Annotated in this window: 21 protein-coding genes; 10 read left to right on the forward strand and 11 right to left on the reverse strand. The window is 68.6% G+C overall.

Features of this window, described 5'->3' with window-relative positions; translation table 11 throughout:
- Window positions 1-386: 386 nt before the first annotated feature.
- The 4 genes from WAT24_RS16115 to WAT24_RS16130 form a co-directional block, all read right to left on the reverse strand.
- Window positions 387-2258, reverse strand: coding sequence for a DUF4209 domain-containing protein (locus WAT24_RS16115; protein WP_336808923.1), 1872 nt, complete (start codon window positions 2256-2258; stop codon window positions 387-389).
- 1946 nt (window positions 2259-4204) lie between these two features.
- Window positions 4205-7795: a methylmalonyl-CoA mutase family protein gene (locus WAT24_RS16120; protein WP_336808924.1), complete on the reverse strand. Its 3591-nt coding sequence runs from the start codon at window positions 7793-7795 to the stop codon at window positions 4205-4207.
- 365 nt (window positions 7796-8160) lie between these two features.
- Window positions 8161-8922 carry a class I SAM-dependent methyltransferase gene (locus WAT24_RS16125; RefSeq protein ID WP_336808925.1) on the reverse strand — a complete coding sequence of 254 codons (762 nt, stop codon included), beginning with the start codon at window positions 8920-8922 and terminating at the stop codon, window positions 8161-8163.
- Window positions 8923-8938: 16 nt separating this feature from the next.
- The gene (locus WAT24_RS16130) at window positions 8939-9910 is read right to left on the reverse strand and encodes a transporter (RefSeq protein WP_336808926.1); all 972 of its coding nucleotides are present in this window, start codon (window positions 9908-9910) and stop codon (window positions 8939-8941) included.
- A gap of 112 nt (window positions 9911-10022) precedes the next feature.
- Here WAT24_RS16130 and pdxR point away from each other — a divergent pair, with 112 nt between their 5' ends.
- Window positions 10023-11501: a MocR-like pyridoxine biosynthesis transcription factor PdxR gene (gene pdxR, locus WAT24_RS16135; RefSeq protein WP_336808927.1), complete on the forward strand. Its 1479-nt coding sequence runs from the start codon at window positions 10023-10025 to the stop codon at window positions 11499-11501.
- 7 nt (window positions 11502-11508) lie between these two features.
- On the opposite strand, the gene WAT24_RS16140 is transcribed toward pdxR, so the two are convergent.
- From WAT24_RS16140 to WAT24_RS16150, 3 genes are all read right to left on the reverse strand, one after another.
- Complete coding sequence (locus WAT24_RS16140) at window positions 11509-11853, reverse strand: EF-hand domain-containing protein (protein ID WP_336808928.1); 345 nt, start codon at window positions 11851-11853, stop codon at window positions 11509-11511.
- Between the two features lie 122 nt (window positions 11854-11975).
- Entirely contained in the window at window positions 11976-12899 is a 924-nt protein-coding gene (locus WAT24_RS16145; protein ID WP_336808929.1) for an alpha/beta fold hydrolase, read from the reverse strand.
- Window positions 12900-12912: 13 nt separating this feature from the next.
- On the reverse strand, window positions 12913-13518 hold the full coding sequence (locus WAT24_RS16150; RefSeq protein ID WP_336808943.1) for a TetR/AcrR family transcriptional regulator: 606 nt from the start codon (window positions 13516-13518) through the stop codon (window positions 12913-12915).
- A gap of 107 nt (window positions 13519-13625) precedes the next feature.
- On the opposite strand from WAT24_RS16150, the gene WAT24_RS16155 reads away from it, so the two are divergent.
- From WAT24_RS16155 to WAT24_RS16170, 4 genes are all read left to right on the forward strand, one after another.
- Window positions 13626-14423, forward strand: a complete 798-nt coding sequence (locus WAT24_RS16155) for a M48 family metallopeptidase (RefSeq protein WP_336808930.1) — start codon at window positions 13626-13628, stop codon at window positions 14421-14423.
- A 128-nt stretch (window positions 14424-14551) separates the two neighbouring features.
- On the forward strand, window positions 14552-14887 hold the full coding sequence (locus WAT24_RS16160) for a hypothetical protein (protein WP_336808931.1): 336 nt from the start codon (window positions 14552-14554) through the stop codon (window positions 14885-14887).
- A gap of 227 nt (window positions 14888-15114) precedes the next feature.
- Entirely contained in the window at window positions 15115-16218 is a 1104-nt protein-coding gene (locus WAT24_RS16165; RefSeq protein ID WP_336808932.1) for a Glu/Leu/Phe/Val dehydrogenase dimerization domain-containing protein, read from the forward strand.
- A gap of 241 nt (window positions 16219-16459) precedes the next feature.
- Window positions 16460-17617, forward strand: a complete 1158-nt coding sequence (locus WAT24_RS16170) for an isovaleryl-CoA dehydrogenase (protein WP_336808933.1) — start codon at window positions 16460-16462, stop codon at window positions 17615-17617.
- A gap of 14 nt (window positions 17618-17631) precedes the next feature.
- Here the strand turns inward: WAT24_RS16170 and queA are convergent, their stop codons facing one another.
- Window positions 17632-18660 (reverse strand): tRNA preQ1(34) S-adenosylmethionine ribosyltransferase-isomerase QueA, encoded by a 1029-nt coding sequence (gene queA / locus WAT24_RS16175; RefSeq protein ID WP_336808934.1) that lies wholly within the window; start codon window positions 18658-18660, stop codon window positions 17632-17634.
- Between the two features lie 131 nt (window positions 18661-18791).
- Between queA and WAT24_RS16180 the strand changes: the two genes are divergently transcribed.
- The 4 genes from WAT24_RS16180 to WAT24_RS16195 all read left to right on the forward strand — a co-directional run bounded on the left by WAT24_RS16180 (window position 18792) and on the right by WAT24_RS16195 (window position 22986).
- Complete coding sequence (locus WAT24_RS16180) at window positions 18792-20783, forward strand: acetyl-CoA carboxylase biotin carboxylase subunit (protein WP_336808935.1); 1992 nt, start codon at window positions 18792-18794, stop codon at window positions 20781-20783.
- 60 nt (window positions 20784-20843) lie between these two features.
- Window positions 20844-21749 (forward strand): hydroxymethylglutaryl-CoA lyase, encoded by a 906-nt coding sequence (locus tag WAT24_RS16185; protein WP_336808936.1) that lies wholly within the window; start codon window positions 20844-20846, stop codon window positions 21747-21749.
- Between the two features lie 175 nt (window positions 21750-21924).
- Entirely contained in the window at window positions 21925-22413 is a 489-nt protein-coding gene (locus WAT24_RS16190; protein ID WP_336808937.1) for a GNAT family N-acetyltransferase, read from the forward strand.
- 3 nt (window positions 22414-22416) lie between these two features.
- Window positions 22417-22986, forward strand: coding sequence for a GNAT family N-acetyltransferase (locus WAT24_RS16195; protein ID WP_336808938.1), 570 nt, complete (start codon window positions 22417-22419; stop codon window positions 22984-22986).
- Here WAT24_RS16195 and WAT24_RS16200 read toward each other — a convergent pair.
- From WAT24_RS16200 to WAT24_RS16210, 3 genes are read right to left on the reverse strand one after another with little or no spacing between them, the layout of a single operon-like run.
- Complete coding sequence (locus WAT24_RS16200) at window positions 22983-23777, reverse strand: thymidylate synthase (protein ID WP_336808939.1); 795 nt, start codon at window positions 23775-23777, stop codon at window positions 22983-22985. The two genes, WAT24_RS16195 and WAT24_RS16200, sit on opposite strands and share 4 nt — an antisense overlap.
- Before the next feature lie 9 nt (window positions 23778-23786).
- Window positions 23787-24338, reverse strand: a complete 552-nt coding sequence (locus WAT24_RS16205) for a cytochrome b (protein ID WP_336808940.1) — start codon at window positions 24336-24338, stop codon at window positions 23787-23789.
- A complete protein-coding gene (locus WAT24_RS16210) occupies window positions 24335-25438 on the reverse strand; it encodes a catalase family peroxidase (RefSeq protein WP_336808941.1) in 1104 nt (367 codons plus the stop codon). The genes WAT24_RS16205 and WAT24_RS16210 overlap by 4 nt, the downstream gene beginning before the upstream one ends.
- A gap of 170 nt (window positions 25439-25608) precedes the next feature.
- Here WAT24_RS16210 and WAT24_RS16215 point away from each other — a divergent pair, with 170 nt between their 5' ends.
- Entirely contained in the window at window positions 25609-26616 is a 1008-nt protein-coding gene (locus WAT24_RS16215) for a TIGR00266 family protein (protein WP_336808942.1), read from the forward strand.
- Window positions 26617-26870: the final 254 nt, after the last annotated feature.

Below are 26870 nucleotides of genomic sequence, written 5' to 3' on the forward strand. Positions count from 1 at the left end.
CGCCCGAATATGGCACTCGGTGGCATCACGCCGATGCAGAAATTGGCGCTTGCCGCATAGCTCCACTTTTGGCGTCCGCTGAAAGCGGGGGGATTACCCGGCCACCGCGGAAACCGACGAGTGTTTGGGCAACAAAAGGGCCGCTGCCGCGGCCCTAACCAGAACGGTGACTGGCGCGCTCCTGGCGCCGCATCGAACGCAGCGGACAGCGGGCCTCAAGCAACCCGGGATACCTCACCCCGCCTCGCGGGGCAGAAGAGCTATGCGCCTATTGACCCCGGCGGCGAAATGGTGACCCCGTTAGTTGGGGCAGAAGAGCTTTGCGCCTATTGACCCCGGCGGCGAAATGGTGACCCGGGTTTTCCAGCAGCAATTGACCCTAGCACTCATTCTTCCTCACCACTGGCTGCTTCGGCAGCATGCTTTCGATTCGCCAACCAGTACGCGTTGAATACCAGCTTTAGGGCAAGCCACCAAATATAAATCACGTAAACAGAGCGACAAGCATCCTCATCCATCAGACCATGAGCGAGTTCGTTTCGCAGATTCGGCCCATGCGCATCGCAAAGCAGGGCGCTGAGCTCGAAAGTTAGGTTTGCACCAAAGACCTTTTCCGCCTCGGGCATGCCCATCAACGTGCTCAAGCCAAACTCAGTCTCAATGCCATCGCCGTCAAGTATCGTGGTCTTGATTCCAGCCTGCTTGAAGTGGAAACGCACCATTTGCTCGATCTGTGGAATCAGCAGATGGATTGCCGTGGCAAGATCTCGGTCATAACCGGCAAAGAGCGCCTTACCGAACAACCCTGCACGATCGGGAGGAACGATTGGTGACCGACTGGCCAAGGCCACAAAGTCCATTTCGCGTAGCCTGTGTTCCATAAGGATGACTTCAAGCGCGGGCACGATCTCGCCCTGAACTGCAAGGCCTACCAGAAGTTGGAAATCATTAATCATCTGTGTGCGGATGACGATTTCGTCATCCGCCGTCGGCTTGTCCGCGAAGCTCATGCCGGGCCGTCTGGCAACCACACGACCGTCCCTGCTAATAGTCGTCGCCGAAAAGAACGCCTGCAAAGGATGCTTACGTAGTGTGGCGATAGCCTCATCGCGAGCCTGCTTGGCGTTCGCGCCAGGATGCAAGTTCGCCAGCGCCCTCAATGCATCAAGTGGCGTCTTGCCCCTGACCGCATCACGCGCACGCTCCACCAATGCTGTGATGTCCAACTGCGGCGAGTGAACGGTGCTCATTTCACTGACCGATTTCTCCCCCGACTCCTGGAGCAACTTCCGTAATTCGACGATCCGTTCGTCCACGCCCCAAGCAGCACGCTCAGATCTAGGAATGGTTCGATACGTCTGGATGGCCTCTTCGTAGAAGTTGGCCGCGACCATGTGACTTGGGTCATCAGATGAGACCCTGGCGCCGGCTTCTTTGACCGCGTTCTCGGCCAGTAAAACCTTCATCTCCCCTGCTTTTGCACGGTCACCTGTTGCCTCGAACTCTTCCGCTGCCTTTTGCCAATACTTGCCAGCGCGATAAAGGTCGCCCTGACTGTCGAATTCGAGTGCGGAGCTTTCAAGCTTCTGTGCGATGGAAAGCCGCTGGCTACGCCCAAGACGATTGGATTCGAGAAGTTCGGCCAACCAAAGAATAAGAAAGCCATCTGCGCAAGAAGCAGCTTCGAACGCCGCGAGTATGGTCGCCTCCATCTCCTGCAACCTCTCGCCCGACGCAGCTCTCAACATTCGAGCTAGGCCGATGGCCCGCTCCCAGCATTCGCGCCCATCTCGCACCCAAGTTTCAGCATCCAGCGGGATCAATCGGTAGGCGTCGATGCTTGTAAGGGCAAACTTGACCTCGCGGGGGCTTCCCAAAAGCCAGGCTACGTCGGCGATTCGGGCCCGCAATCGAACGTCATCGATGTCGTCGACGATCTGAGAGAAAAAAAAGATATCCGCTTCGGCAAAGTCGTCCAGGGTTGCGCTGCGCTTTCCTTCGATCACCATGATAGGCTGGTACGGCTCGCTAATACTTTTAGGACGCAGCATCATCGAGCACGCATCGGCGAGCAGCCACAACACTTTCCCGCGCACCAGGTGTTTCGCTTCTATTGCCGTACGTGCCGCAGCGGAAAAGGCACGCCACATGGCGCTGTAGCTTTCGGTTGCGCCATCCGCCAACGCCTCTCGCCAACCGCTATCCGCAAAATCCTGCTGCGTTACGACGAGGCCTTCCGGATAGCGCTGCATGTTCATCGTGCCGCTCCTGGACAAAATAGGGTCAGCGCTACTCTACGACACTAAATCGCGTCAGGACCCTTCTCCTCCACGATCGGCCGATTCTCCGGCTGACTTGAGCGCAACGACCTACCATCGCCCAATCTTCAGACGGTTCTTCACTTGACGGCGAACTAGCTTCGCTCTCTTAATTGTGGGAGCTCAAATGGATATTTTGCATGCTTCCATGCGGCCCTACAAAGCATTTCAAAACAGCCGGCAAGCTGTGAAATTTCGATTAGCGGGTCTATCGGCTGCGAGGATAAAGGTCTGGCGCTCAATGGCCCAGCCAGGCGAATCTTAGAGACCATTCCGAGAGGCGTTTGGCCTTGCTCGAGAATTAACCCCGCGACGGATCTATTTACGCTCATCGGAACGCGATGCAGCATTTCGTTGCGAAGATCTCCGATCCGCCGCAACCAACCTGAGGCCGGCGTGGTTCCTAGAGCATCTAGAAGGATACGCACCATGGGATGTGACGCGTGACTTCGATTTGCAGGCTTAGCAACCCAGTCTTCAAGCCTTGACAAGCTGTCTATACGATCAGGCGCACCAATATGTATCGCCGCGACCATTGCGATGTGGTCTCGTGCGGACGAAATTTCTGAGATAAGCGAGTGGAAGTCTACATACAGATCGTCCAGAGCCGCATTCGAGAACCAAGTCCCGGGCGCCTTCCTCTCCGCCAGAGCCCAATTCAGCTGATTGTGGTACCCGTTAGAAACGTCCCTAAGCCGGAGCGAAGCTGCCCGGAGGTGAGCACTGATGCAAGAGGTGGTTTCCGCATATCGCTTGTCACGCGCTTTTTCAGCTTGGTTTCCAATAGCTGCCCAGGAGTCAGCAGCGCCTAAGCCGCTTTGGGGATCTCGCGCACCGAATTCCCAAACGTCCATTGAAGGCCGATTCGCGTGTAAGAGGTACTTTATGCAGGTGCCCAAGTACTTGACGCCACACTGGCTAGTGGCAAAGGAAAGATGATCTTGCGGCGTCTTGAAAACAATCGCATTCGAATCCTCATCGCTAGACAGAGGATATAACGCCCAGCCGAGATTTGTGCGCGCGCCCCGAAGACCACCAGAAAAGTGAATTTCTTCCATAGCGTACGACCTACTTACGCGCAGGTTTTCAATTTCCGCGTCCATAGCAATTCACATTCCTTATCCAGCTTGCCTAAAATCGGGCCAAGATCATTTCCTGGTTATGCCAACAGCGCGATACGGCACACGCTTAGCGGCTGATGGTGCCTCCAAAGCCGCGGCCAGTATGAGCAGCAGCTCAGGTCAAGCTGGCGCCGCTGACTTTCCGCATTGCTAGGAGAGATAGACGCAACGCGGCCTCCCGGGAAGGTGCGTTAATCGGCTAACTCGCCCTTCCAGTAATCGAGAGGACTTTTGAGAATAGAGCTTGTTTCCCGTTGTCGGCCATCCAACCGGAAAGCCGGCATCCTGATCAAGATTTCGTATCCGGCGACCTCGTCGTCGTCGAATCTCGCTTGCGGCAAAATCGTTGCACCCGGAAAGCGTGACTGCAATTCCGCGACTTGAGCTGTAGGCAACGCATCTTCCACACCCGCAACATCTCTGCCGTGCCCGGCTCGATGCTCGCGCGAGCGAATCGCCCATCACCTAGCAAGCGGTGCTTTGCCAACAATGCGATGAACGCAATAAACATGTGCTCCTGGGACCGCGATCTATGCCGCTCTACCCATTCTCGTCTAGTTCCGCTATGGGCGTCGTACGTCCAATCTTCAAGCGATATCAACGTAGATGCGAAGTTCAGGAGCGCGTCTAATTTATCCGATCCGTCAGTCACAGAGGTATATCGCGCCAATTCCCGCTCGGCCTTAGCAAGAAACCATTTGGCGTCTTTTGCGCCAAAGGCTATTTGAAAGCCACGCAAACGATCGTCCGTGTCACCGACGCTCATTACATGTTCCTCCGATACTCCCCACCCACGTCATACAACGCGTGGCTGATCTGCCCCAACGAGTTGTACTTCACCGCCTCAACCAACTGCTCGAACACATTCCGCCGCTCCCGCGCCGTCTGCTGCAACCGCTTGAGGCTCTCCGGCGCCAACCCATTCCGCGCCTCCCCGAACGCCCGCACGTTCGCAATCTGCTGCCCCTTCTCCTCCTCCGTGGAGCGAATGAGCTCGATCTCGGTAGCCACCTCCCCGCCATGCTCCTTCGGCAGGAACGTATTCACCCCGATCAACGGCAGCGAGCCGTCATGCTTCTTGTGCTCGTAATACAGCGACTCTTCCTGGATCTTGCCGCGCTGGTACATGGTGTCCATCGCACCCAGCACGCCCCCACGCTCGCTGATCGCCTCGAACTCCTTGTAGACGGCCTCTTCCACCAGGTCGGTCAACTCCTCGACCACGTAGCTGCCCTGCCAGGGGTTCTCGTTGAAGTTGAGGCCCAGTTCCTTGTTGATGATCATCTGGATCGCCACGGCGCGGCGCACGCTTTCTTCGGTCGGCGTGGTGATGGCTTCGTCGTAGGCGTTGGTGTGCAGGCTGTTGCAGTTGTCGAACAGCGCGTAGAGCGCCTGCAGCGTCGTGCGGATGTCGTTGAACTGGATCTCCTGCGCGTGCAGCGACCGGCCGGACGTCTGGATGTGGTACTTCATCATCTGGCTGCGCGGGCTGGCGCCGTAGCGCTCGCGCATGGCGCGGGCCCAGATGCGGCGGGCGACACGGCCGATGACGGTGTACTCCGGGTCCATGCCGTTACTGAAGAAGAAGCTCAGGTTCGGCGCGAAGTCGTCGATGTGCATGCCCCGGGCGAGGTAGTACTCGACGATGGTGAAGCCGTTGCTCAGCGTGAAGGCGAGCTGGCTGATCGGGTTCGCGCCGGCTTCGGCGATGTGGTAGCCGGAGATCGACACCGAGTAGAAGTTGCGGACCTTGTGCTCGACGAAGTACTGCTGGATGTCGCCCATCATGCGCAGGGCGAATTCGGTGGAGAAGATGCAGGTGTTCTGCGCCTGGTCTTCCTTGAGGATGTCGGCCTGCACGGTGCCGCGCACGGCCTGCAGTGTCTCCTGCTTGATGCGGGCGTAGGTCTCGGCGTCGACGAGCTGGTCGCCGGTGACGCCGAGCAGGCCGAGGCCCAGTCCGTCATTGCCCTTGGGCAGGTCGCCGGAGTAGCGCGGGCGCTCGCGGCCTTCGTAGAGCTTGGCGATCTGCTGCTCGGCCTGCGCCCAGCGGGTGGCGTCGGCCTTGAGGTACTTCTCCACGTTCTGGTCGATCGCGGTGTTCATGAACATCGCCAGGATCATCGGCGCCGGGCCGTTGATGGTCATGGAGACCGAGGTGGTCGGCGCGGACAGGTCGAAGCCGGAGTAGAGCTTCTTCATGTCGTCCAGGGTGGCGATGTTGACGCCGGAGTTGCCGATCTTGCCGTAGATGTCCGGGCGCGGGGCCGGGTCTTCGCCGTACAGGGTGACCGAGTCGAACGCGGTGGACAGGCGCGTGGCGGCGCCGCCCTGGCTCAGGTAGTGGAAGCGGCGGTTGGTGCGCTCCGGGGTGCCCTCGCCGGCGAACATGCGGGTGGGGTCTTCGCCGGTGCGGCGGTAGGGGTAGACGCCGCCGGTGTAGGGGTAGTGGCCGGGGAGGTTTTCCTTGCCGAGGAAGAGCAGCTGGTCGCCCCAGCTTTCGGTCTTGGGCGGGGCGACTTTCGGGATCTTCTGGTGGCTCAGGGATTCGCGGTAGTTCTCGACGCGGATGGTCTTGCCGCGGACCTGGTATTCGTTGACGTCCTTCGTTACCGACTCGCGGAGTTTGGGCCAGTCGCGGAGGAGGTGGATGGATTCTGCCGAGAGTTCCTTGACGGCTTCGTTGTAGCGCTGGCGGAGGAGCGCGAGGGTGCGGTCGACTGCTCCCCTCTCCCCTCGGGAGAGGGGCTGGGGGTGAGGGTTCGGGGCTTGCGCGGAGTCCTGGGCAAGGTTCGTACCCTCACCCTCGGTCCCTCTCCCGGAGGGAGAGGGATGCAAAGCGTCGCGCGGGTAGAGATCCAGCGGCTTGGGCAGTTCCTCGTCGCCCAGTTCCTTGAGCGATTCGTAGTAGTGCTGCGCCTTGCTCGCGGCTTCGGCCTGGCGGGCGATGGAGGCGTTGATGGCCCTGCCCTGCTCGGCGATCTCGGCGAGGTAGCGCACGCGGCTGCCGGGGATGAGCACGGTGGCGCGCGGTTCCTTGAGCGCGGTGTCGACGTCCGGCGCGAAGTCGCAGTGCGGGCTGCCGATGGCCTGGCCGTGCCTGGCGCTGACCTTCTCGCGCAGCAGGCGGCACAGGTTGGCGAACATCCAGGTCACGCCCGGGTCGTTGAACTGGCTGGCGATGGTCGGGTAGACCGGCACGTCCTCGTCCTTCAGGGCGAAGGCGGTGCGGTTGCGCTTCCACTGCTTGCGCACGTCGCGCAGGGCGTCTTCGGCGCCGCGCTTGTCGAACTTGTTGAGCACGATCAGCTCGGCGAAGTCGATCATGTCGATCTTCTCGAGCTGGCTGGCCGCGCCGTAGTCGGACGTCATCACGTAGACGGGGAAGTCGACCAGGTCGACGATCTCCGAGTCGCTCTGGCCGATGCCGGCGGTTTCCACGATGACCAGGTCGTAGGGCTGGCTCTTGAGGAAGGCGATGCAGTCCTTGAGCACCTCGTTGGTGGCCATGTGCTGGCGGCGGGTGGCCATGGAGCGCATGTACACGCGCTTGGAGCGCAGCGAGTTCATGCGGATGCGGTCGCCCAGCAGCGCGCCACCGGAGCGGCGGCGGGTCGGGTCGACAGCGAGCACGGCGATGCGCATCTCGGGGAAGGCGTGCAGGAAGCGCAGCAGGAGTTCGTCCACCACGGACGACTTGCCGGCGCCGCCGGTACCGGTGAGGCCCAGCACCGGGGTCTTGCGGCCGGCCAGGTCCCATTCCTTGCGCAGGCGGGCAAGCTCGGGCTCGCCGAGGCGGCTTTCCTCGATGTCGGTGAGCATGCGGCCGACGGAAATCTCGTCCTCGATATCGACCTTGGGCACGCCCGGCTGCTCGGCCTTCAGGCGCTGGACCTGGGCGGCGCGGGTGCGCTGCATCACGTCCTCGATCATCTCGGTCAGGCCCATCTTCATCCCGTCGTTGGGGTGGTAGATGCGCTCGACGCCGTAGGCCTGCAGCTCGCGGATTTCCTCCGGGGTAATGGTGCCGCCGCCACCGCCGAACACGCGGATGTGGCTGGCGCCGCGCTCGCGCAGCATGTCGACCATGTACTTGAAGTACTCGACGTGGCCGCCCTGGTAGGAGGACAGCGCGATGGCGTCGGCGTCTTCCTGCAGCGCGGCGCGCACCACGTCTTCCACCGAGCGGTTGTGACCCAGGTGGATCACCTCGGCGCCCTGGCCCTGGATGATGCGGCGCATGATGTTGATCGCCGCGTCGTGCCCATCGAACAGGCTGGCGGCGGTGACGAAACGCAGCGGGGTGGTTTCGGCCTGCGCGGCGGCGGCGGGGACGTGGCTGGCGGGGGAACTCATGGCGACTCCGACATCTGTGTGCTCTGAACCCCTCGATTCTAGTGGATCGGGGTCAAGGGCGCGGGGAGCCGGGGTTGGCGCGGCGCCGGCCCCGGGCGGAGGCGCGCCGGCAGGAGCGCGGGCGCGGCTCGAGCAGGATGGATCAGGCAGTGGGCGGGCGCGGTTCGCGTGAAGATTTCCGTGACTTGATCCTTCAGGGATCCCTTCGGCCGCGTTGGTCCACAAGCGTTCGCTCCTCGCCCAGCCCTCTTCCCGACGGGAAGAGGGGCGAATACGCCGCGTTTCGACCGGGCATGCACGCAAGCCTTGGCCCCTCGCCCCGGCCCTCTCCCCGGGGGAGAGGGCGCAGGAGCCGGCCTGTCGTCTCAACGTGGCTTGCGGAACTCGAGCAGGAACTTGTCGGTGTGGCCCTTGATCTTCGGGTCGAAGACGGCCGCGGTGTGGTCGTCCGCCGGGTTGCGCAGCACGTCGCTGGCGGCGACGAACCGGAAGCCGGCGCCGGTGACTTCCTTCTTCACCGCGGCGGGGTCGACGCGGTGCAGGTCGTCGGTGTTGGCGAAGCCGCTGCCGGGGGCGGCGGCGTGGTCGAGCACCAGGAAGGTGCCGCCGGGCTCGAGCATGGCGAGCAGGCGCCTGTCCACGCGGGCGACGTCCGGCGAGCCCATGAACGGGTCGTGCAGGTCGTGGTAGTTCTGCGAGGTCCAGACCACGTCGGCCGGCTGCGGCAAGGCGAGCGCGTCCAGCGGCTGCACCAGCACAACCACGTTGGCGTAGTCGCCCTTGCCGGCGAAGGCCCGCAGCGCCGCGAGCGGCTTGGGTGCGGCCTTGGCCATCTGGGCCGGCTCCAGCGCGTAGACCTTGCCGGTGGGGCCGACCAGGCGGCTGAACAGGCGCGTGTAGTAGCCGGCGCCGGGCATCATGTCGACCACCACGTCGCCGCGACGGATGCCGGCGAAGGCCAGCACCTGCGCCGGCTTGCGCGCGGCGTCCTGCGCCCGGTCCGCGGCGGGCCGTGCCGGATCGGCGACGGCGGCGGCGATCGGGTCGTGCGGCTGCGATCGGGCGGACACGGCGCCGGCCGCGGTGGCGATCGCGAGCAGCGCGAGGGTGAGCAGCGGGCGTTTCATGGCACCTACCTCCGCATCAGTGGACGACATTGACGGCGATCGCCGGCGTGACCGAGCGGGTGAGGTTGTGTCCGCCGGGGATCACGCGCACGCCGAACAGCACGCCGACGTTCGCGTTGAAGTTGTATTCGACGGCCGGGGCGAAGCCGAAGGCGTCGCTGCTGCCGGAGCTGGCGCGCACGGCCACGGCCGGCAGGCCGAGCGGGTCGTCGTAGCCTGTCACGTGCGTGGCGTCGCTGTGGCTCCAGGTGAGGTCGAGCGCCAGCACCCAGCGGCGGGTCAGGCTGTATTCGGCGGCGATGCCGAGGTAGAACGCATCCCCCGGCTCGGCGCGGCCGTGGAAGTCGGGCCCGGTGCCGTAGCTGCTCACGCCGTCGAGATCGGCATGCCGGGCGAAGGTCCAGGTGGCGTTGAGCCGAGCGCGCAGGATGCGGCCGTTGGGCAGCCAGAAGTAGGTCTGCGCGTTGAGGCCGATCATGGTCGCCCAGGCGCCGCCGCCCATGCCGTCGGCCGACCGCGCCAGGCGCTTGTAGCGGCCGGTGGGCACGGTCTGCTGCAACTGGATGGCGAGCGTGGGGAACCAGCTGCCCTCGTGGAAGCGGGTGAGGCGGTACTGCGCCTGCAGGATCTGGTCGCCGGCGCCGATGCCGGAACTGTTCGGCCCTTGGTGCAGGCCGTTGTAGCCGATGATCGGGATGCCGCCGACGGTGAGGTCGTCGGTGAGGCCGTACAGCACGTAGGCGCGCGAACCGAAGCCGTCGTTGCCGTCGGTCATCACGTCGTACACGTAGGGCTCGACCAGCACGTGGCCGCGCGGCAGGGTCTCGGCGGAGTTGGCGAGCATGGGGCCGGTCCACCAGGCGTCGTCGCGCGACTGCCGCGCGCTGCCGGCGTCCTGCGCCAAGGCGGCGCCTGCCACCGCCCACGCCAGCGCTGCGGCCGCCAGTCGCCAGCTTCCGGATCCACGCCCACCTGCCCTGATCGCCATCGTCCCCGTTCCGGTGCGCCGGCAGCTGCCGGCGGATCGACCTTAGACGCGGGAGTGGTCTGGGCGAATAGCCACTTCGCTATGATCCTGCATGACCACTTCGGGAGCCGCCATGAAGCGCGTGTCCGCCAGCCTGCTGCCGCCGATCGCCCTGGATGCCGGCCGCGGCGTGCCGATCTACCGGCAGCTGGCCGACTGGTTCCGGCGCGCCATCGTCGAGGGCCAGCTGCGGCCGGGCCAGCGCCTGCCTTCCACCCGCGCGCTGGCCGGCGAGCTCGGGGTCTCGCGCCTGCCGGTGCTGGGCGCCTACGAGCAGCTGCTCGCCGAGGGCTACCTGGAAACCTTCACCGGCGCCGGCACCTGCGTGGCGGCGGCGATCCCGCAGGGTGCGACCGGGCCGGCACGGCGCCGGGGACGGGTCGCCGCCGCGGCGCCGGTGGCCGCGGGCGGGCGCCGGGTCGCCGCGCGGGCGGCGGCGATGGCCGGCCCGCCGCAGACCTGGCTGGAGAGCCAGGGCGCGTTCCGCGTGGGGCTGCCGGCGCTGGAGCAGTTCCCGCACGGCACCTGGTCGCGGCTGCTCGGGCGGCACGCGCGCCAGCCGGGCGTCGATGCGCTGGTCTACGGCGACCCCATGGGCCACCCGCCGCTGCGCGAGGCGATCGCCGACTACCTGCGCACCGTGCGCGCGATACGCGCCGACGCCGCGCAGGTGATGATCACCACCGGCGCCCAGCACGGCGTGCAGATCTGCGCGCACGTGCTGCTCGATCCGGGCGACAGCGCGTGGATGGAGGAGCCCGGCTACCCCGGCGCGCACCAGGCGCTGGCGGCGGTCGGCGCGCGGGCGGTCACCGTGCCGGTCGACGCCGAGGGCCTGGACGTGGCCGAAGGCATCCGCCGCGGGCCGGGCGCGCGGATGGCCTACGTCACGCCCTCGCACCAGTTCCCGCTGGGAATGACCATGAGCGCGGCGCGGCGCATGCAGCTATTGCAGTGGGCCTCGCGCGAGGGCGCCTGGATCGTCGAGGACGACTACGACGGCGAGTACCGCTTCGGCGGCCAGCCGGTGACCTCGCTGCAGGGCCTGGACGCGGACGCGCGGGTGATCTACCTGGGCACCTTCAGCAAGGTGATGTTCCCTGCCCTGCGGCTGGGCTACCTGGTGGTGCCGCGCGACCTGGTGCCCGCCTTCCGCGCCGCACGCGAGGCGCTGGACACCTGTTCGCCGATGCTGCCGCAGCGGGCGATGGCCGATTTCATCCGCGAGGGCCACCTGGCGCGCCACATCCGCCGCATGCGCGCGCTGTACGCGGCGCGGCGCGCGGCCCTGCTCGACGCGATCGGGCGGCACCTGCCGGACCGGCTCGAGGTGGTCGGCGCGGAGGCGGGCATGCAGCTGGCCGCGCTGCTGCCGCGGGGCGTGGACGACATCGCGCTGTCGCGCCGCGCGGCGCAGGAGGGCGTGTCGGTGCGGCCGCTGTCGCAGTGCTACTACGGGCCGGCGCGGCGCGACGGCCTGATCCTCGGCTACGGCGCCGTCGACGCGCCGGCGAGCGACGAGGGCATCCGCCGCCTCGCGCGCTGCCTGTAGCGCCGGCTCAGCCGCCCGGGTTGGCCGAGCTGTGCGGCTTGGGTGCCGCGGGCGTCTGGCTTTCCATCGCGCGGCCGCCGCCCTGCAGCGCAGCCTTGGCGGTGGCGAACTCCTGCGGATCCAGGTAGCCGTCCTGGTTGCTGTCGTAGGTGGTGAAGCGGCTGCGCAGCAGCGCCATGTTGCCCTGCAGTTCCGAACGCGCCAGGTGGCCGTCGTGGTTCTGGTCCATGCTCTGGAAGTCGGAGTCCACCGTGCGGCCGGCCTGCTGCGCCGAGGCCGTCGGCAGGACGGCCATCCCGAGCAGCAACGCCAACGCACTGCTCGTCGTCGTGAGGGATCGCTGGGTTTTCACGGGTCGTCTCCTTTGCGGTCAAAGGATGCGCGCCCTGGCGGGCGGCGCGGACGACTGTGCGCAGGCACGGGTGAAGCGCGGCTCAAGCCGCCGGGCGGCGTTCAGCCCGGCGACGGCGCCGTTCAGGCCACGCCGAACGGCAGATTGGCGGAGGCGACGATGCGCTCGCCCACCGTCTCGCCGCGGGCGAAGGCGAGCACGGCCTCGATCACCTGCGGCGCATCCAGCACGCGGTGGTGGCCCAGGCCCTGAGTGGTCAGCAGGCGCGCGCCGGGCCAGTGGCGGGCGTAGCGCTCGCCCTCGTCCCACGGCACGTCGGCGTCGTCCAGGTCGTGCACGACCAGCCCGGGCTGGCCGAGCGCGACCACGTGGCGGTGCATCTGCAGGTCGTCCACGCTGACGCCGGTGCGCCTGACCAGCCAGGCGTAGAACGGGCGACGCAGGTGCTCGCCCAGGCGCACGAAGCGGAAGTAGCGGGTGGCGGCCGCGTCCATGTCGGCGGCGGGGGCGATCAGCACCAGGCGCCGGGCGCGCCAGGCCTCGCTCTGCGCCAGCACCAGCGCGGCGCCGCCGAGGGAGTGCGCGATCGCCAATGCCGCATCGCCGTAGTGGCGGCCGACCGCGCGCACGGTGTCGGCGAACTCCGGCAGCGTGCAGTAGTGCCCGCTGCTCAGCCCGTGGCCGGGCTGGTCGAAGCCGACCACGGCGTAGCCCAGGCCACGCAGGTGCTCCACCCAGGGCAGGAAGCGCAGGCCGAAGCTGGACCAGCCGTGCACCAGCAGCACGTACGGCTGGGTAGCCGGATCGCCCCACACGTAGGTGGCGATGCGATGGTCGCCGACCGCGAGGGTCTCCTGGCGCATGGCCGGATCGGGCCGGGCGGCGCGCGCGCGGGCGCGGCTGCTGGCGAACGGCGTGGCGAACAGGCGCGCGGCGCGATCCGCGGTGCGCCGCGGCGCCAGCCGCCCGCCGAGGGCGAAGCCGGTGCGCACGGTGGCGAGCTTGAAGCGGGCGGCCAGCCCGGGGCGGCGCATCACGGTGGACATGGTCGGCTCCTTCTCAGGGTTGCCAGCTGCGCCACAGGCGCTCGAAGGCGGCGCGAGTGCGCCGGCTGGCCTGCTCGAAGCCGAACAGGCCGGCGTCGTGGTGCAGGCCGAGCATGAGGGCGTAGATCTCGAAACCGAGCTGGGCGGCGTCGGTGTCGGCGCGCAGGTGGCCGGCGGCGACGGCCTGGCCGATCGCCTTTTCCAGCTCGCCGCGCCAGCCGGCCTGTTGCGCCACCACGGCATCGTGCAGCGCGCCCTCGCGGCCGTCGTACTCGGCCGTGGCGCTGAGCAGCACGCAGCCGCTCTGGTGCTCGCGGCCCCACTCGCACCAGTGCTCGACGATCGCGCGCAGGCGCGGCAGCCCGCGCGGCGCCGACAGCGCCGGCACCAGCACCTTCGCCATGAAGCGGCGCGCGGCGGCGTCCAGCACCGCCAGCTGCAGGTCCTCGCGCGAGCCGAAGTGGGCGAACACGCCGCTCTTGGACATGCCCACGTCGGCGGCGAGCGTGCCGATCGACAGGCCTTCGAGCCCGCCCACGCGGGCCAGTTCGTAGGCGTGCTCGAGGATCAGCTCGCGGGTGGCGGGGCCCTTGGCGGTGGCGGAGGCGGAAGCGGTCATGGCAACGGAAAATAGCACGACCGTTCGTTCTTTTCCAGCCCTCCGTTCATCCGCCCTAGCCGGCGCCCGAGGCTATGCTTGGGGGCCGCCCATACGGAGGAGATGCCATGAAACCCCGCATGCTCGTCGCCACGGTCGTGGCCGCCCTGCTGGCCGGCTGCGCGACCTCGCCCACCGGGCGCTCGCAGCTGATGATGGTGTCCGATGCGCAGATGAGCCAGATGGGCCTGGCCTCGTTCAACCAGATGCGCCAGCAGGGCAAGTTCGCCAACGCGCCGAAGGAGCGCGCCTACGCGACCTGCGTCGCCAACGCGCTGGTCGCGGTGCTGCCGGCACCATGGAACACGCAGCAGTGGGAGGTGCAGATCGTCGACGACGACAGCGCCAACGCATTCGCCCTGCCCGGCGGCCGCATCGGCGTCAACCGCGGCATGTTCAAGGTGGCGAGCGACCAGGACCAGCTCGCCGTGGTGCTGGGCCACGAGCTCTCGCACGTGGTCGCGCGCCATGGCGCCGAGCGCGTGTCCGACAACATGGCGGCGCAGGCGGCGGTGGCCGCCGGCACGATCTACGCCGGCACCCGCGGCAGCGACGCCGGCAACGTGGCCGCGCTGCTCGGCGCCGGCGCGACGGTGGGCGTCCTGCTGCCGTTCTCGCGCACGCAGGAAGCGGAGGCCGACACGCTGGGCCAGCGCTACATGGCCCAGGCCGGCTTCGACCCGCGCGCGGCGGTGACGCTATGGGACAAGATGGAAAAGCAGGGCGGCTCGCGCACGCCGGCCTTCCTCTCCACCCATCCGGCGCCGGACAAGCGCGCCGAAGTACTCGGCCGCCAGGCGCAGCAGCTGCTGCCGGTGTACCAGCAGGCGCGCGCCAGCGGCCACTCGCCCAACTGCAGGCTCTGACGACCGCCCCCTTGGGAGCGCGGGGTTGGCTGTCGGCTGAACGCGCGTGTGCGATCCGTCAACACGCAGGCCGGCACGCCGTTTCCCGGTAGGCACGCCGCCCCTCGCGGCGCCTACCGGAGACACCGATGACTGCCACACCCCGCTCCCTCGCCCTCATCGCCGCCCTCGGCCTGGCCGTGGGTACCGCCGCCTGCGCGCCGGCCGCGCGGGCGGGCACGCAGGTCTCGGTCGGCGTGAGTGTCGGCGTGCCACCGCCGCCGGTGCGCGTGGTGCACGTGCCGCCGCCGCGGCGCGGCTACGTCTGGGTGCCGGGCTACTGGCGCTGGAGCCCGCGCATGCATCACCACGTGTGGGTAGACGGGTACTGGGTGCGGGCCCGTCCGGGCTACCGCTACCACCCCGCGTACTGGGTGCACCGCGGCCATGCCTGGTACTTCCATCCGGGCTACTGGGTGCGCTGAGACCCGCGGGCCGGGCGCCCCGCGTGCCCGGCTTGCTGCGCCGCAGAAACGGCCCCGGCACCGACGTATTAAACTAGCCGACTAAATTCACCGCCCCGGCCCCCGCCGGGGCTTTGACTTTCAAGCGTTTCCTGCCGGTTCCCGCGGGCCGCACTGGATCGGCCCGCCACCTTTCTGCGGGATGCCATCCCCGTGGCATCCGCCAAACTCGTGGAGTCATCGTTCCAATGATCTTTGAAACCATCGCCAAGACGGGTCACGAAGAAGTCGTCTTCTGCCACAACAAGGACGCCGGCCTGAAGGCCATCATCGCGATCCACAACACGGTGCTGGGCCCGGCGCTCGGCGGCCTGCGCATGTGGCCGTACAAGACCGAGCAGGACGCGGTCAACGACGTGCTGCGCCTGTCGCGCGGCATGACCTACAAGAACGCCGTGGCCGGCCTGAACCTGGGCGGCGGCAAGGCGGTGATCATCGGCGATCCCTCCAAGGACAAGTCCGAGGCGTTGTTCCGCGCGTTCGGCCGCTTTGTCAACTCGCTCAACGGCCGCTACATCACCGCCGAGGACGTGGGCATCGACGTCAACGACATGGAATACGTGTTCCGCGAGACCGAGTACGTGACCGGCGTGCACCAGGTGCACGGCGGTTCGGGCGATCCCTCGCCGTTCACCGCCTACGGCACGCTGCAGGGCCTGATGGCCGCGCTGAACTTCAAGCACGGCAACGAGGACGTGGGCAAGTACAGCTACGCCGTGCAGGGCGCCGGCCACGTGGGCTCGGAGTTCATCAAGCTGCTGCGCGAGCAGGGCGCCAAGGTGTTCGTCACCGACATCAACAAGGACGCGGTGCAGCGCTGCGTGGACGAGCTGGGCTGCGAGGCGGTGGGCCTGGACGAGATCTACGACGTCGACGCCGACGTCTACTCGCCGTGCGCGCTGGGCGGCACGCTCAACGAGCAGACCATCGACCGCATCAAGGCCAAGATCATCTGCGGCGCGGCCAACAACCAGCTGGCCAACGACGCGATCGGCGACGAGCTGACCCGCCGCGGCGTGCTGTACGCGCCCGACTACGCGGTCAACGCCGGCGGCGTGATGAACGTGTCGCTGGAGATCGACGGCTACAACCGCGAGCGCGCCATGCGCATGATGCGCACGATCTACTACAACCTGGGCCGTATCTTCGAGATCTCCAAGACCGAGAACGTGCCTACCTACAAGGCGGCCGACCGCCTGGCGGAGGAGCGCATCGAGTCCATCGGCAAGATCAAGCTGCCGCACATGGGCAACGGCGGCACGCGCTTCCAGGGGCGCATGCGCGGGCAGTGAGCTCCCGGCTTTCGTCTCGAGCGAGGAGCCGCCTTCGGGCGGCTCTTTGTTTTGGCCGGCCGGTTCGTGCCGTGGGGCAGGCGCTCGACTTCGCCCTGCGGGCCACGCTCGGGGCGAACGGTCCGAAGAGGCCGTTCGCCCCGAGCAGGCGCGCAGCGCGGGAGTCGAAGGTCGCACGCCCTCGCCGGCGCGTATACGCCGGTGCGCTAAAATCGTTCCTCCAACCCCAGGAGTTCCACGGATGCGCCCGTTCCCGCTCGGAGAAGACATCGACATGCTGCGCGAAAGCGTGCACGCCTTCGCGGAGAAGGAGATCGCCCCGCGCGCGGATCGCATCGACCGCGAGAACGTGTTTCCGCACGACCTGTGGCGCAAGCTCGGCGACATGGGCCTGCTCGGCATGACCATCCCCACCGAGTACGGCGGCACCGGCATGGGCTTCCTCGCGCACATGGTGGCGATGGAGGAGATCTCCCGCGCGTCGGGCTCGGTCGGCCTGTCCTACGGCGCGCACTCCAACCTCTGCGTGCAGAACATCTTCCACAACGGCAACGAGGAACAGCGGCGCAGGTACATCCCCAAGCTCTGCTCGGGCGAGTACGTGGGCGCGCTGGCGATGAGCGAGCCGGGCGCCGGCTCCGACGTGGTCGGCTCGATGAGCTGCCGCGCGGAGAAGAAGGGCGAGGTGTGGGTCGCCAACGGCTCCAAGATGTGGATCACCAACGGCCCCGACGCCGACGTGCTGCTGGTCTACATGCGCACGGCCGGGCGCGAGGCCGGCAGCCGCTGCATGACCGCCTTCATCGTGGAGAAGGGCATGGCCGGCTTCTCCACCGCACAGAAGCTCGACAAGCTCGGCATGCGCGGCTCCAACACCTGCGAGCTGGTGTTCGAGGACTGCGAGATCCCGGCCGGGAACATCGTGGGCGAGGTCAACGAGGGCGTGCGCGTGCTGATGAGCGGCCTCGATACCGAGCGCCTGGTGCTCACCGGCGGCCCGCTGGGCCTGATGCAGGCGGCGCTGGACATCACCCTGCCCTACGTGCGCGAGCGCAAGCAGTTCAACGCGCCGATCGGCACCTTCGAACTGATGCAGGCCAAGGTCGCCGAGATGTACACCGCGCTGCAGTCCTCGCGCGGCTTCGCCTACATGGTGGCGCAGCAGTTCGACGCCGGGAACAAGTCGCGCATCGACCCGGCCGCCTGCCTGCTCAACGCCTCCACCAACGCGGTGAAGGTGGCGCTGGAGGCGATCCAGTCGCTGGGCGGCAACGGCTACATCAACGAGTTCCCGGCCGGCCGCCTGCTGCGCGACGCCAAGCTCTACGAGATCGGCGCCGGCACCAACGAGATCCGGCGCATGCTGATCGGCCGCGAGCTGTTCCACGGCAAGGCCTGAGCCCCGCCGCCGGCTCAGGCGCGCGGCAGGATCAGCATGGCGTCGCCGTAGGAGAAGAACCGGTAGCGCTCGCGTACCGCGTGCCGGTACGCCTCCAGCACGAACTCGCGCCCGGCCAGCGCCGACACCAGCATCAGCAGGGTCGACTGCGGCAGGTGGAAGTTGGTGATCAGCCCGTCGATGTTGGTGATGCGGTAGCCGGGGAAGATGAAGATCTGCGTCTCGCCCGCGAACGGCTGCAGCTGGCCGTCGCGGGTGGCGCTCTCCAGCGCGCGCACCACGGTGGTGCCCACCGCGATCACCCGGCCGCCGGCGGCGCGCGTGCGGCGCACCTTCTCGACCAGGCAGGCGCCGACGTTGAGCCACTCGCGGTGCATGGTGTGCTGGTGGATGTCTTCCACGCGCACCGGCTGGAAGGTGCCGGCGCCCACGTGCAGGGTCACGTAGCCGGTCTCCACGCCGAGTTCACGCAGGCGCTCGAGCAGCGGCTCGTCGAAGTGCAGGCCGGCGGTGGGCGCGGCCACCGCGCCCGGCTCGCGGGCGTAGACGGTCTGGTAGCGCTCCAGGTCGGCGGCGCCGGCCTCGCGCTCGATGTAGGGCGGCAGCGGCATCTCGCCCAGGCGGGACAGCAGCCCCTCCAGCGGCTCCGGCGATTCGAAGCGCAGCCTGAAGAAGGCGTCCTCGCGGCCCAGCACCACGGCATGGCTGCCGTCGGCCAGCTCGATGCGGCCGCCCGCCTTCGGCTTCTTGCTGACGCCCAGCTGCACCGTGGCCTCGTGCGGGCCGGTGACCCGCTCGATCAGGATCTCCACCGCGCCGCCGCTCTCCTTGCGCCCGTACAGCCGCGCCGGCAGCACGCGGGTATCGTTGAAGACCAGCAGGTCGCCGGGACGCAGGAACGCCGGCAGCTCGCGGAAACGGCGGTCTTCCAGGGTGCGTGCGACCGGGTCCAGCCACAGCAGCCGGCTGGCCGAGCGCTCCGGCAGCGGGGCCTGGGCGATCAGCTCGGGCGGCAGGTCGAAATCGAAATCGGACTTCTTCAACGGAACGGCTCCCGGCGGGGCGGAACGGGCCGCCCATGATAGGACCGCCGCGGGCTTGCTGCGCTGCGCATCGGCTGCACACGGACGATCTGCTAGCTTTGCGGGCTTTGCATCGACTTCGGATGGCCTGCATGTTCGAGCGCGTACTGATTGCCAACCGCGGCGAGATCGCCTGCCGCGTGATCCGCACCTGCCGCCGCCTGGGCATCCGCACCATCGCGGTGTATTCGGAGGCCGACAAGGACGCCCAGCACGTGCGCCTGGCCGACGAGGCCTGGCCGATCGGCGGCCCGCGCCCGGCCGAGTCCTACCTGCGCGGCGAGGCCATCCTCGACGTCGCGCGCAAGGCCGGCGCGCAGGCGATCCATCCCGGCTACGGCTTCCTTTCGGAAAACACGGATTTCGCCCGCGCCTGCGTCGAGGCCGGCATCGTGTTCATCGGGCCCAAGCCCGAGAGCATCGAGGCGATGGGCTCCAAGGCCGCCGCCAAGGCGCTGATGGAGAAGCACGCCGTGCCGCTGGTGCCGGGCTACCACGGCGAGAACCAGGATCCGGCGTACCTGGCCGAGCAGGCGCGGCGCACCGGCTTCCCGCTGATGATCAAGGCCGCGGCGGGCGGCGGCGGCAAGGGCATGCGCATCGTGCGCGACGAGGCCGGGTTCGCCGACGCGCTGGCGTCGGCCCAGCGCGAGGCGGCCAACGCCTTCGGCGACACACGCGTGATCCTGGAGCGCTACGTGGAGCATCCGCGCCACATCGAGTTCCAGGTGTTCGGCGACACCCACGGCCATGTGATCCACCTCAACGAGCGCGAGTGCTCGGCGCAGCGGCGCTACCAGAAGGTGCTGGAGGAGACGCCCTCGCCCTTCCTCGACGCCGAACGGCGCCGCGCCATGGGCGAGGCCGCGGTGGCGGCGGCGCGGGCGGTGGACTACGTCGGCGCCGGCACGGTGGAGTTCATCGTCGGCGCCGACGGCGCGTTCTTCTTCATGGAAATGAACACCCGCCTGCAGGTCGAGCACCCGGTCACCGAGGAAACCCTGGGCCTGGACCTGGTCGAATGGCAGCTGCGCGTGGCCGCCGGCGAACCGTTGCCGCTCACGCAGGCGCAGATCCAGGCGCGCGGCCACGCCATCGAGGTGCGCCTGTACGCCGAGGACCCGGAGCAGAACTTCCTGCCGGGCTCCGGCAAGCTGCAGCGCCTGGTGCTGCCCGCGCCGTCCCGCCACGTGCGCGTCGACGGCGGCGTGGTCGAGGGCGACACGGTCACCATCTTCTACGATCCCATGATCGCCAAGCTGATCGTGTGGGACGCGAACCGCCCGCAGGCGCTGCAGCGGCTGCGCGACGCGCTGGCGCGATGCGAGATCGAAGGCCCGAAATCCAACATCGCCTTCCTCGAGCGCCTGGCGCGGCACCCGGCCGTGGTCGAGGGCCGCATCGACACCGGCTACCTGGACCGCCACCTGGGCGAATTCCTCGAAGGCGATGCCGCGCCGGCCGAACGGGTGCTGTTCGCCGCCGCCACCGCCGCGCTGCTGCAGGAAGAGGCGACCGTGCCGGCAGCCGCGGCCGACCCGCACTCGCCCTGGGCCCGTGCCGACGCCTGGCGCGTCGGCCACGCCGGCAAGCGCGTGGTCGCCTTCGAACGGCACGGACAGCGCTACGAGGTGGCCGCGCACGGCCACGGCGGCGACTACGACCTCGCTCACGGCGAGCAGGGTTGCCGGGTATGCGGCGCCCGCCTGCAAGACGGCGTGTTGAGTGCCCGCTACGAGGACGAGGCGTTGCGTCTGCCGGTGCGCGTGGACGACACCCGCGTGCTGCTGCACGACGCAGCCGGCCGCCGCCACCGCTTCGCGCGCGCCGGCGCCTTCGCCTGGGCCTCGAAGGAAGCCGCCGGCGGCAACCAGGTGGTCGCGCCGATGCCCGGCCGCGTCGTGCTGGTGAAGGCCAGGCCGGGCGAGCGCGTCGAGGAGGGCCAGGAGTTGCTGGTGATGGAGGCGATGAAGATGGAGCTGGCGCTGAAGGCGCCGCGCGCCGGCACCGTCGAGAGCGTCTCCGCCGCGCAGGGCGAATTCGTCGAGGCCGATGCCGTGCTGGTGCGCTTCGCCGCCGAATGATCCCGGGAGGCCTCCGCCACGCTAAAGTGCAAGCCCCCTCGTCCGCCCGGTAGAAACGCGATGAGCCTTTCCCCCTCCGACCACGTCCGCATCGTCGAAGTCGGCGCGCGCGACGGCCTGCAGAACGAGAAGACCCTGCTGCCGGCCGAGGTCAAGATCGCGCTGATCGACCGTCTCTCGGCCACCGGCCTCGCCACCATCGAAGCCACCAGCTTCGTCAGCCCCAGATGGGTGCCGCAGCTGGCCGACGCGGCCGAGGTGTTCGCCGGCATCCGCAAGGTGCCCGGCGTGCGCTATCCGGTGCTGGTGCCGAACCTGCAGGGCTACGAGCGGGCGCGCGCGGTCGGCGTGCGGGAGATCGCGGTGTTCACCGCCGCCAGCGAGGCCTTCAACCGCAAGAATGTCAACGCCTCGATCGACGAGTCGATCGAGCGCTTCGTGCCGGTGATGGAGCGCGCGAAGGCCGACGGCGTGGCGGTGCGCGGCTACGTCTCCACCGTGCTCGGCTGCCCCTACCAGGGCGAGGTGCCGGTGGCGGACGTGGTGCGCGTGGCCGAACGCCTGCACGCGCTGGGCTGCTACGAGATCTCGCTCGGCGACACCATCGGCGTGGGCACGCCGGCCAGGGCGCGCGCGATGCTGCGCGCGGTCGCGCAGGCGGTGCCGATGACCGCGCTGGCGGTGCACTTCCACGACACCTACGGCCAGGCGCTGGCCAACATCCTGGCCTGCCTGGAGGAAGGCGTACGCGTGGTCGACAGCGCGGTCTCCGGCACCGGCGGCTGCCCGTATGCGAAAGGCGCGACCGGCAACGTGGCCAGCGAGGACGTGGTCTACATGCTGCACGGCATGGGCCTGCACACCGGCGTGGACCTCGACCTGCTGGTCGCCACCGGGGCCTGGCTCGCCGCGCAATTGCACAAGGAAACGGCCAGCCGCGTCACCCGCGCGCGCACCGCCGCCTGACCGCCGGTCCGTACGCGCACCGTCGCCGGGCTACCGGCCTGTAGGAGCGGGCTTGCTCGCGATGCCTTTTGCTTGGCGTTGGTCGAGCAAGAGCATCGCGAGCAGGCTCGCTCCTGCAACGGCCTGCCGACGGCATGCGCCCGAAACGGCGCGCTCTCCCCTTAGAATCCCGCGCATGAGCGACGCCTTCCTGATCCGTCCTGTCGAACCGCGCGACGACGCCGCGGTGGCCTCCATCATCCGCACCGTGATGCCGGAATTCGGCGCCGACGGCCCCGGCTTCGCGATCCACGACGCCGAGGTCGACCACATGGCGGCCGCCTATGCGCAACCGGGCCGTGCCTACTTCGTGGTCGAGCGCGAGGGCATGGTGGTGGGCGGCGCCGGCGTGGCCCCGCTCGACGGCGGCGAGCCGGACGTGTGCGAGCTGCGCAAGATGTACTTCCTGCCGCAGGCGCGCGGCATCGGCGCCGGCGCCGCGATGATGCAGCGTTGCCTGGATACCGCGCGCGCCCTGGGCTACCGCCGCTGCTACCTGGAAACCCTGACCGGCATGGACGCGGCGCAGGCGCTGTACCTGCGCAGCGGCTTCAGGCCGATCTGCCACGCGATGGGCGGCACCGGCCACCATGGCTGCGACCGTTTCTACCTGCGCGAGCTCTGAGCCGTGCCGATCCGCATCGCCCGGCCCGGGGACGCTGCGGCGATCCACGCCATCTACCTGCCGTCGGTGCTGGAGGGCGTGGCCACCTTCGAGACCGAGCCGCCCGGCGCCGAGGCGATGCGCGGGCGCATCCAGGCGCGCCTGGCGCATTACCCGTGGCTGGTCTGGGAGCGCGACGGCGAAGTGCTGGCCTACGCCTACGCCAGCCGCTTCCGCGAGCGTGCCGCCTACGACTGGATCGCGGAGACCTCGATCTACGTGCGCGAGGACGCGCAGCGCCAGGGCATCGCCCGCCGCCTGTACGGCGTGCTGCTGGACGCCATGCGCCTGCAGGGCCTGACCCAGGTGGTCGGCGTGATCACCCTGCCCGGCGAGGCCAGCGTGCGCATGCACGAGGCGATGGGCTTCGAGCCGGCCGGCGTCTGGCGCCAGAGCGGCTACAAGCTGGGCCGCTGGTGGGACGTGGGGGTGTGGCAGAAGACGCTGCAGCCCTCGCCGGCGCAGCCCGCGCCGGTGGTGCCGTTCGCCACGCTGCGCAAGTCGGCCGCCTTGCGCGAACTGCTCGAGGGCTAGACCGCCACCGGCGCCTTGATCGCCGGGTGGGGCGCATAGCCCTCCAGCGCGATGTCCTCGTAGCGGAAGTCCTCCAGGGCGCGCACGTCCGGGTTCAACAGCACGCGCGGCAGCGGCCGCGGCTCGCGCGAAAGCTGCAGGCGCGCCTGCTCGACGTGGTTGCTGTACAGGTGCGCGTCGCCCAGCGTGTGCACGAAGTCGCCCACGCCGAGCCCGCAGACCTGCGCCACCATGTGGGTGAGCAGCGCGTAGCTGGCGATGTTGAACGGCACACCGAGGAAGATGTCGCCGGAGCGCTGGTAGAGCTGGCAGGAAAGCTTGCCGTCGGCCACGTAGAACTGGAACAGCGCGTGACAGGGCATCAGCGCCATCTTCGGCAGCTCGCCCACGTTCCAGGCGCTCACCACCAGCCGGCGCGAATCGGGGTTGCGGCGGATCTCCTCCACCACCCAGCGGATCTGGTCGATCGCGCCGCCGTCGGCCGTGGGCCAGGCGCGCCATTGCCTGCCGTAGACCGGACCCAGGTTGCCATCGGCGTCGGCCCACTCGTCCCAGATGCTGACGCCGTGTTCCTTGAGGTAGGTGATGTTGGTGTCGCCGCGCAGGAACCAGATCAGCTCGTGCACCACCGACTTCCAGTGCACCTTCTTGGTGGTGACGAGCGGGAAACCGGCGGCGAGGTCGAAGCGCATCTGCCAGCCGAACACGCTGCGGGTGCCGGTGCCGGTGCGGTCGGTCTTTTCCGTGCCATGGTCAAGCACGTGGCGAAGCAGGTCGAGATAGGCGCGCATGGAGCGATTCTAGCCCGAGGCGGTTTGCTCCGGCTCGCGCACGTCCCGCCCGCCGCGCAGCATGGCCGACAGCACGCCGTCGCGACGGACCAGGCCATGGAACAATGCCGCCCCCAGATGCGCCAGTAGGGCAAGGAACAGCAGGTAGGCCAGCGCCGTATGTGCCCGACGCAACAGCGCGAAGGCCAGCGGATCGACCGGCAGGATCGGCGGCAGCCGCAGCGCACCGGCGGTCACCGGATCCCCGGCCGCCGAGAGCATCGCCCAGCCGATCAGCGGCATCAGCACCATCAGCAGGTAGAGCAGCACGTGCGAGGCCTGCGCCGCCCGCCGTTGCCAGCGCGGCATCGACGCCGGCAGCGGCGGAGCGCCGTGGTGCCAGCGCAGCGCCAGGCGCCAGCGCAGCGCCAGGCGCACCAGCGCCAGCAGCAGTACCGCCAGGCCCAGCGGCTTGTGGATGGCCACCAGCCACACGTGGCGCTCCGACACGGACGCCACCATGCCGGCGCCGATGAAGTGCAGCAGGCGGATCGGCAGGCTGAAATGCGTGGCGGCCTTCATGCGCGCGGCTCCCGGGCGGGCGTGGGCGGAGCGGTGCGTGGCGGCGAGACACCGGTCTCCTCGCCGGTGCGCCGCTCGTGCGAGTCCGCATAGACGGCCGAACGCGCGGGCAGCAGCGGATCGTCCGAGGCCTCGATGCCCTGCGGCAGCACCAGCGGGTCGTAGTTGACGTCGCGGCAGGGGCCGGCGTCCTGCGGTTCGGTGCGCTCCAGTACCAGCGTGCCGGCGTCGAGCTGCGGCCGGTCGGCCGGCCAGGCGCGACTGGCGTCGTCGGTGAGGTCGCCGGGAGCGGCCAGGGTCACGCGCAGGTGCCAGCGCAACGGTCCCTGGGCCAGGCGGCGGACCAGGTCCTGCGCCAGGCCGTCCGGCCCGGCGGGCCCCACCGCATCGGGGCGACCGGCCGCCTCCGGCACCACGCCCCAGCGCACCGCGTGCCGCCGCCCGTCCGCGTCGACGAAGTAGAACGCGTCGAGCGCGTTGTAGGCCTCCGTCGCGTAGCTGGCCGACGGCCTGGCCGTGCTGGCCCAGGCGCGGAAGGCACGGGTCTCCGGGTGTGCGGCGAAGAACGCCCGCATGCGCCCGGGGTCGGGCTTGCCCGTCCGCGGATCGGGCCGGCTGGCGCGCAGTTGCTCGTAGAAGGCTTGCGGCGTCGCGACCGGGAACACCGGCATGCTGTTCATGCCGGTGCGCCACTGCTCGCCGTCGGCAAGCGTGAAGCGCAGCGCCGGACTGCGGATCGGCACGCTCGCGTCGGGCGCATAGGGGTTGCCGCCGGGAAGCGCGAAACGCCCCACCGGCGTGCGCTGCCCTGCCCCGAACAGCGCGGTGCGGGAGTACGCGCTCGCCGCGCCGCTGCCCTCGAAGTAGCCCGTCACGCACACGCCCTTGGCGTGGTTGCGGCGGAATCCCGGGTGACGACCGGCCACCTGCTCGAAGGTGTCGACGATGCGACCGGGCGTCAGCCGGCGCGGCGTCAGCCAGCCGCCGACGTAGGCGAAGGCGGCGGCCAGCGCGGCGACGACCGCGCCGATCAGCGCCAGCCGCCAGAGCATGCCGGACCGCGGCGTACGGATGGGGAAAGCAGTGCCGTATTCGCTCATGGATCGTTCCTGGGCAAGGGTGCCGGCCGGACGGCGAGTGCGGCGCGATGCCATCCCATTCGCCGGGCGGGCCGCTGCGGTTACCTCCCTGCCGCAGGGACGACCGGCACTGCTCGCCTTCGCGGGCAGCCGGCTAGACTGGCGGTCTTCACGAGACAGAGGGCGGCTCAATGACCCAGTGGTACTTCAGCTACGGCAACAACGAACGCATCGGCCCGCTGGACGACGAGGCGGCCCGCGCCCAGGCACGCAGCCGCGCCGACGGCTACTGCTGGAAGGAAGGCTTCGGCGAGTGGCGCCCGATCCGCAGCGTGTTCGAGACGCCCACCGCCATGAGCGTGGCGCCGCCGCCGGTGCCCGCCGGGCGCTACGGCACCGCCGACGAAGTGGACTACCGCATCGTGGGCACCGACATGCAGTTCGTCGAGGTCGAGCTGGATCCCGGCGAAAGCGCGATCGCCGAGGCCGGCTCGCTGATGTACAAGGAAGCGGCGGTGCAGATGGACACCGTGTTCGGCGACGGCTCCGCGGCCAGCCAGGGCGCCGGGCTGATGGACAAGCTGTTCTCGGCCGGGCGCCGCGTGATCACCGGCGAGAGCCTGTTCACCACCGTGTTCACGCACACCGGCAGCGGCAAGGCGAAGGTCGCCTTCGCCGCGCCCTACCCCGGCACCGTGATGGCGATGAAGCTCTCCGAGCACGGCGGCCGGCTGATCTGCCAGAAGGACTCCTTCCTGGCCGGCGCGCGTGGCGTGCAGTTGGGCATCTACTTCCAGCGCAAGATCCTCACCGGGCTGTTCGGCGGCGAGGGTTTCATCATGCAGAAGCTCGAGGGCGACGGTTGGGTGTTCGTGCACGCCGGCGGCACGGTGGTCGAGCGCGAGCTCAAGCCGGGCGAACGGCTGGACGTGGACACCGGCTGCGTGGTGGCCTTCCACGACACCGTGAGCATGGACGTCAGGCCGGTCGGCGGCATCAAGAGCATGCTGTTCGGCGGCGAAGGCGTGTTCCTGGCCACCCTCACCGGCCCCGGCAAGGTGTGGCTGCAGTCGCTGCCGTTCTCGCGCATGGCCGGCCGCATGCTGGCCGCCGCGCCGCAGGGTGGCGGCCAGCGCCGCGGCGAGGGTTCTATCCTGGGCGGCCTGGGCGACCTGATCGGCGGCGACCACAACTTCTAGCGGCCCAACGGGCGCGCCGCTCACGGCGCGCTTGCACCATGTGGGAGCGAGCTTGCTTGCGATGCTCTTGGCTTCGATCAGGCAAATGCCGCATCGGAGCGCCAAGGGCATCGCGAGCAAGGCGCTCCTACGTCATCCGTACACGACGGAGCGCGCGTACGCGACAGGAAGGCGATCAGCGCGGGGGGGGGGGAAGGGGGGGGGGGCACCCCAAAAAAAACACACAAAACAACCCAAACCCCACCCACGAAAAA

It is taken from the genome of Fulvimonas yonginensis (assembly GCF_037137055.1).
GTDB lineage: Bacteria > Pseudomonadota > Gammaproteobacteria > Xanthomonadales > Rhodanobacteraceae > Frateuria_A > Frateuria_A yonginensis.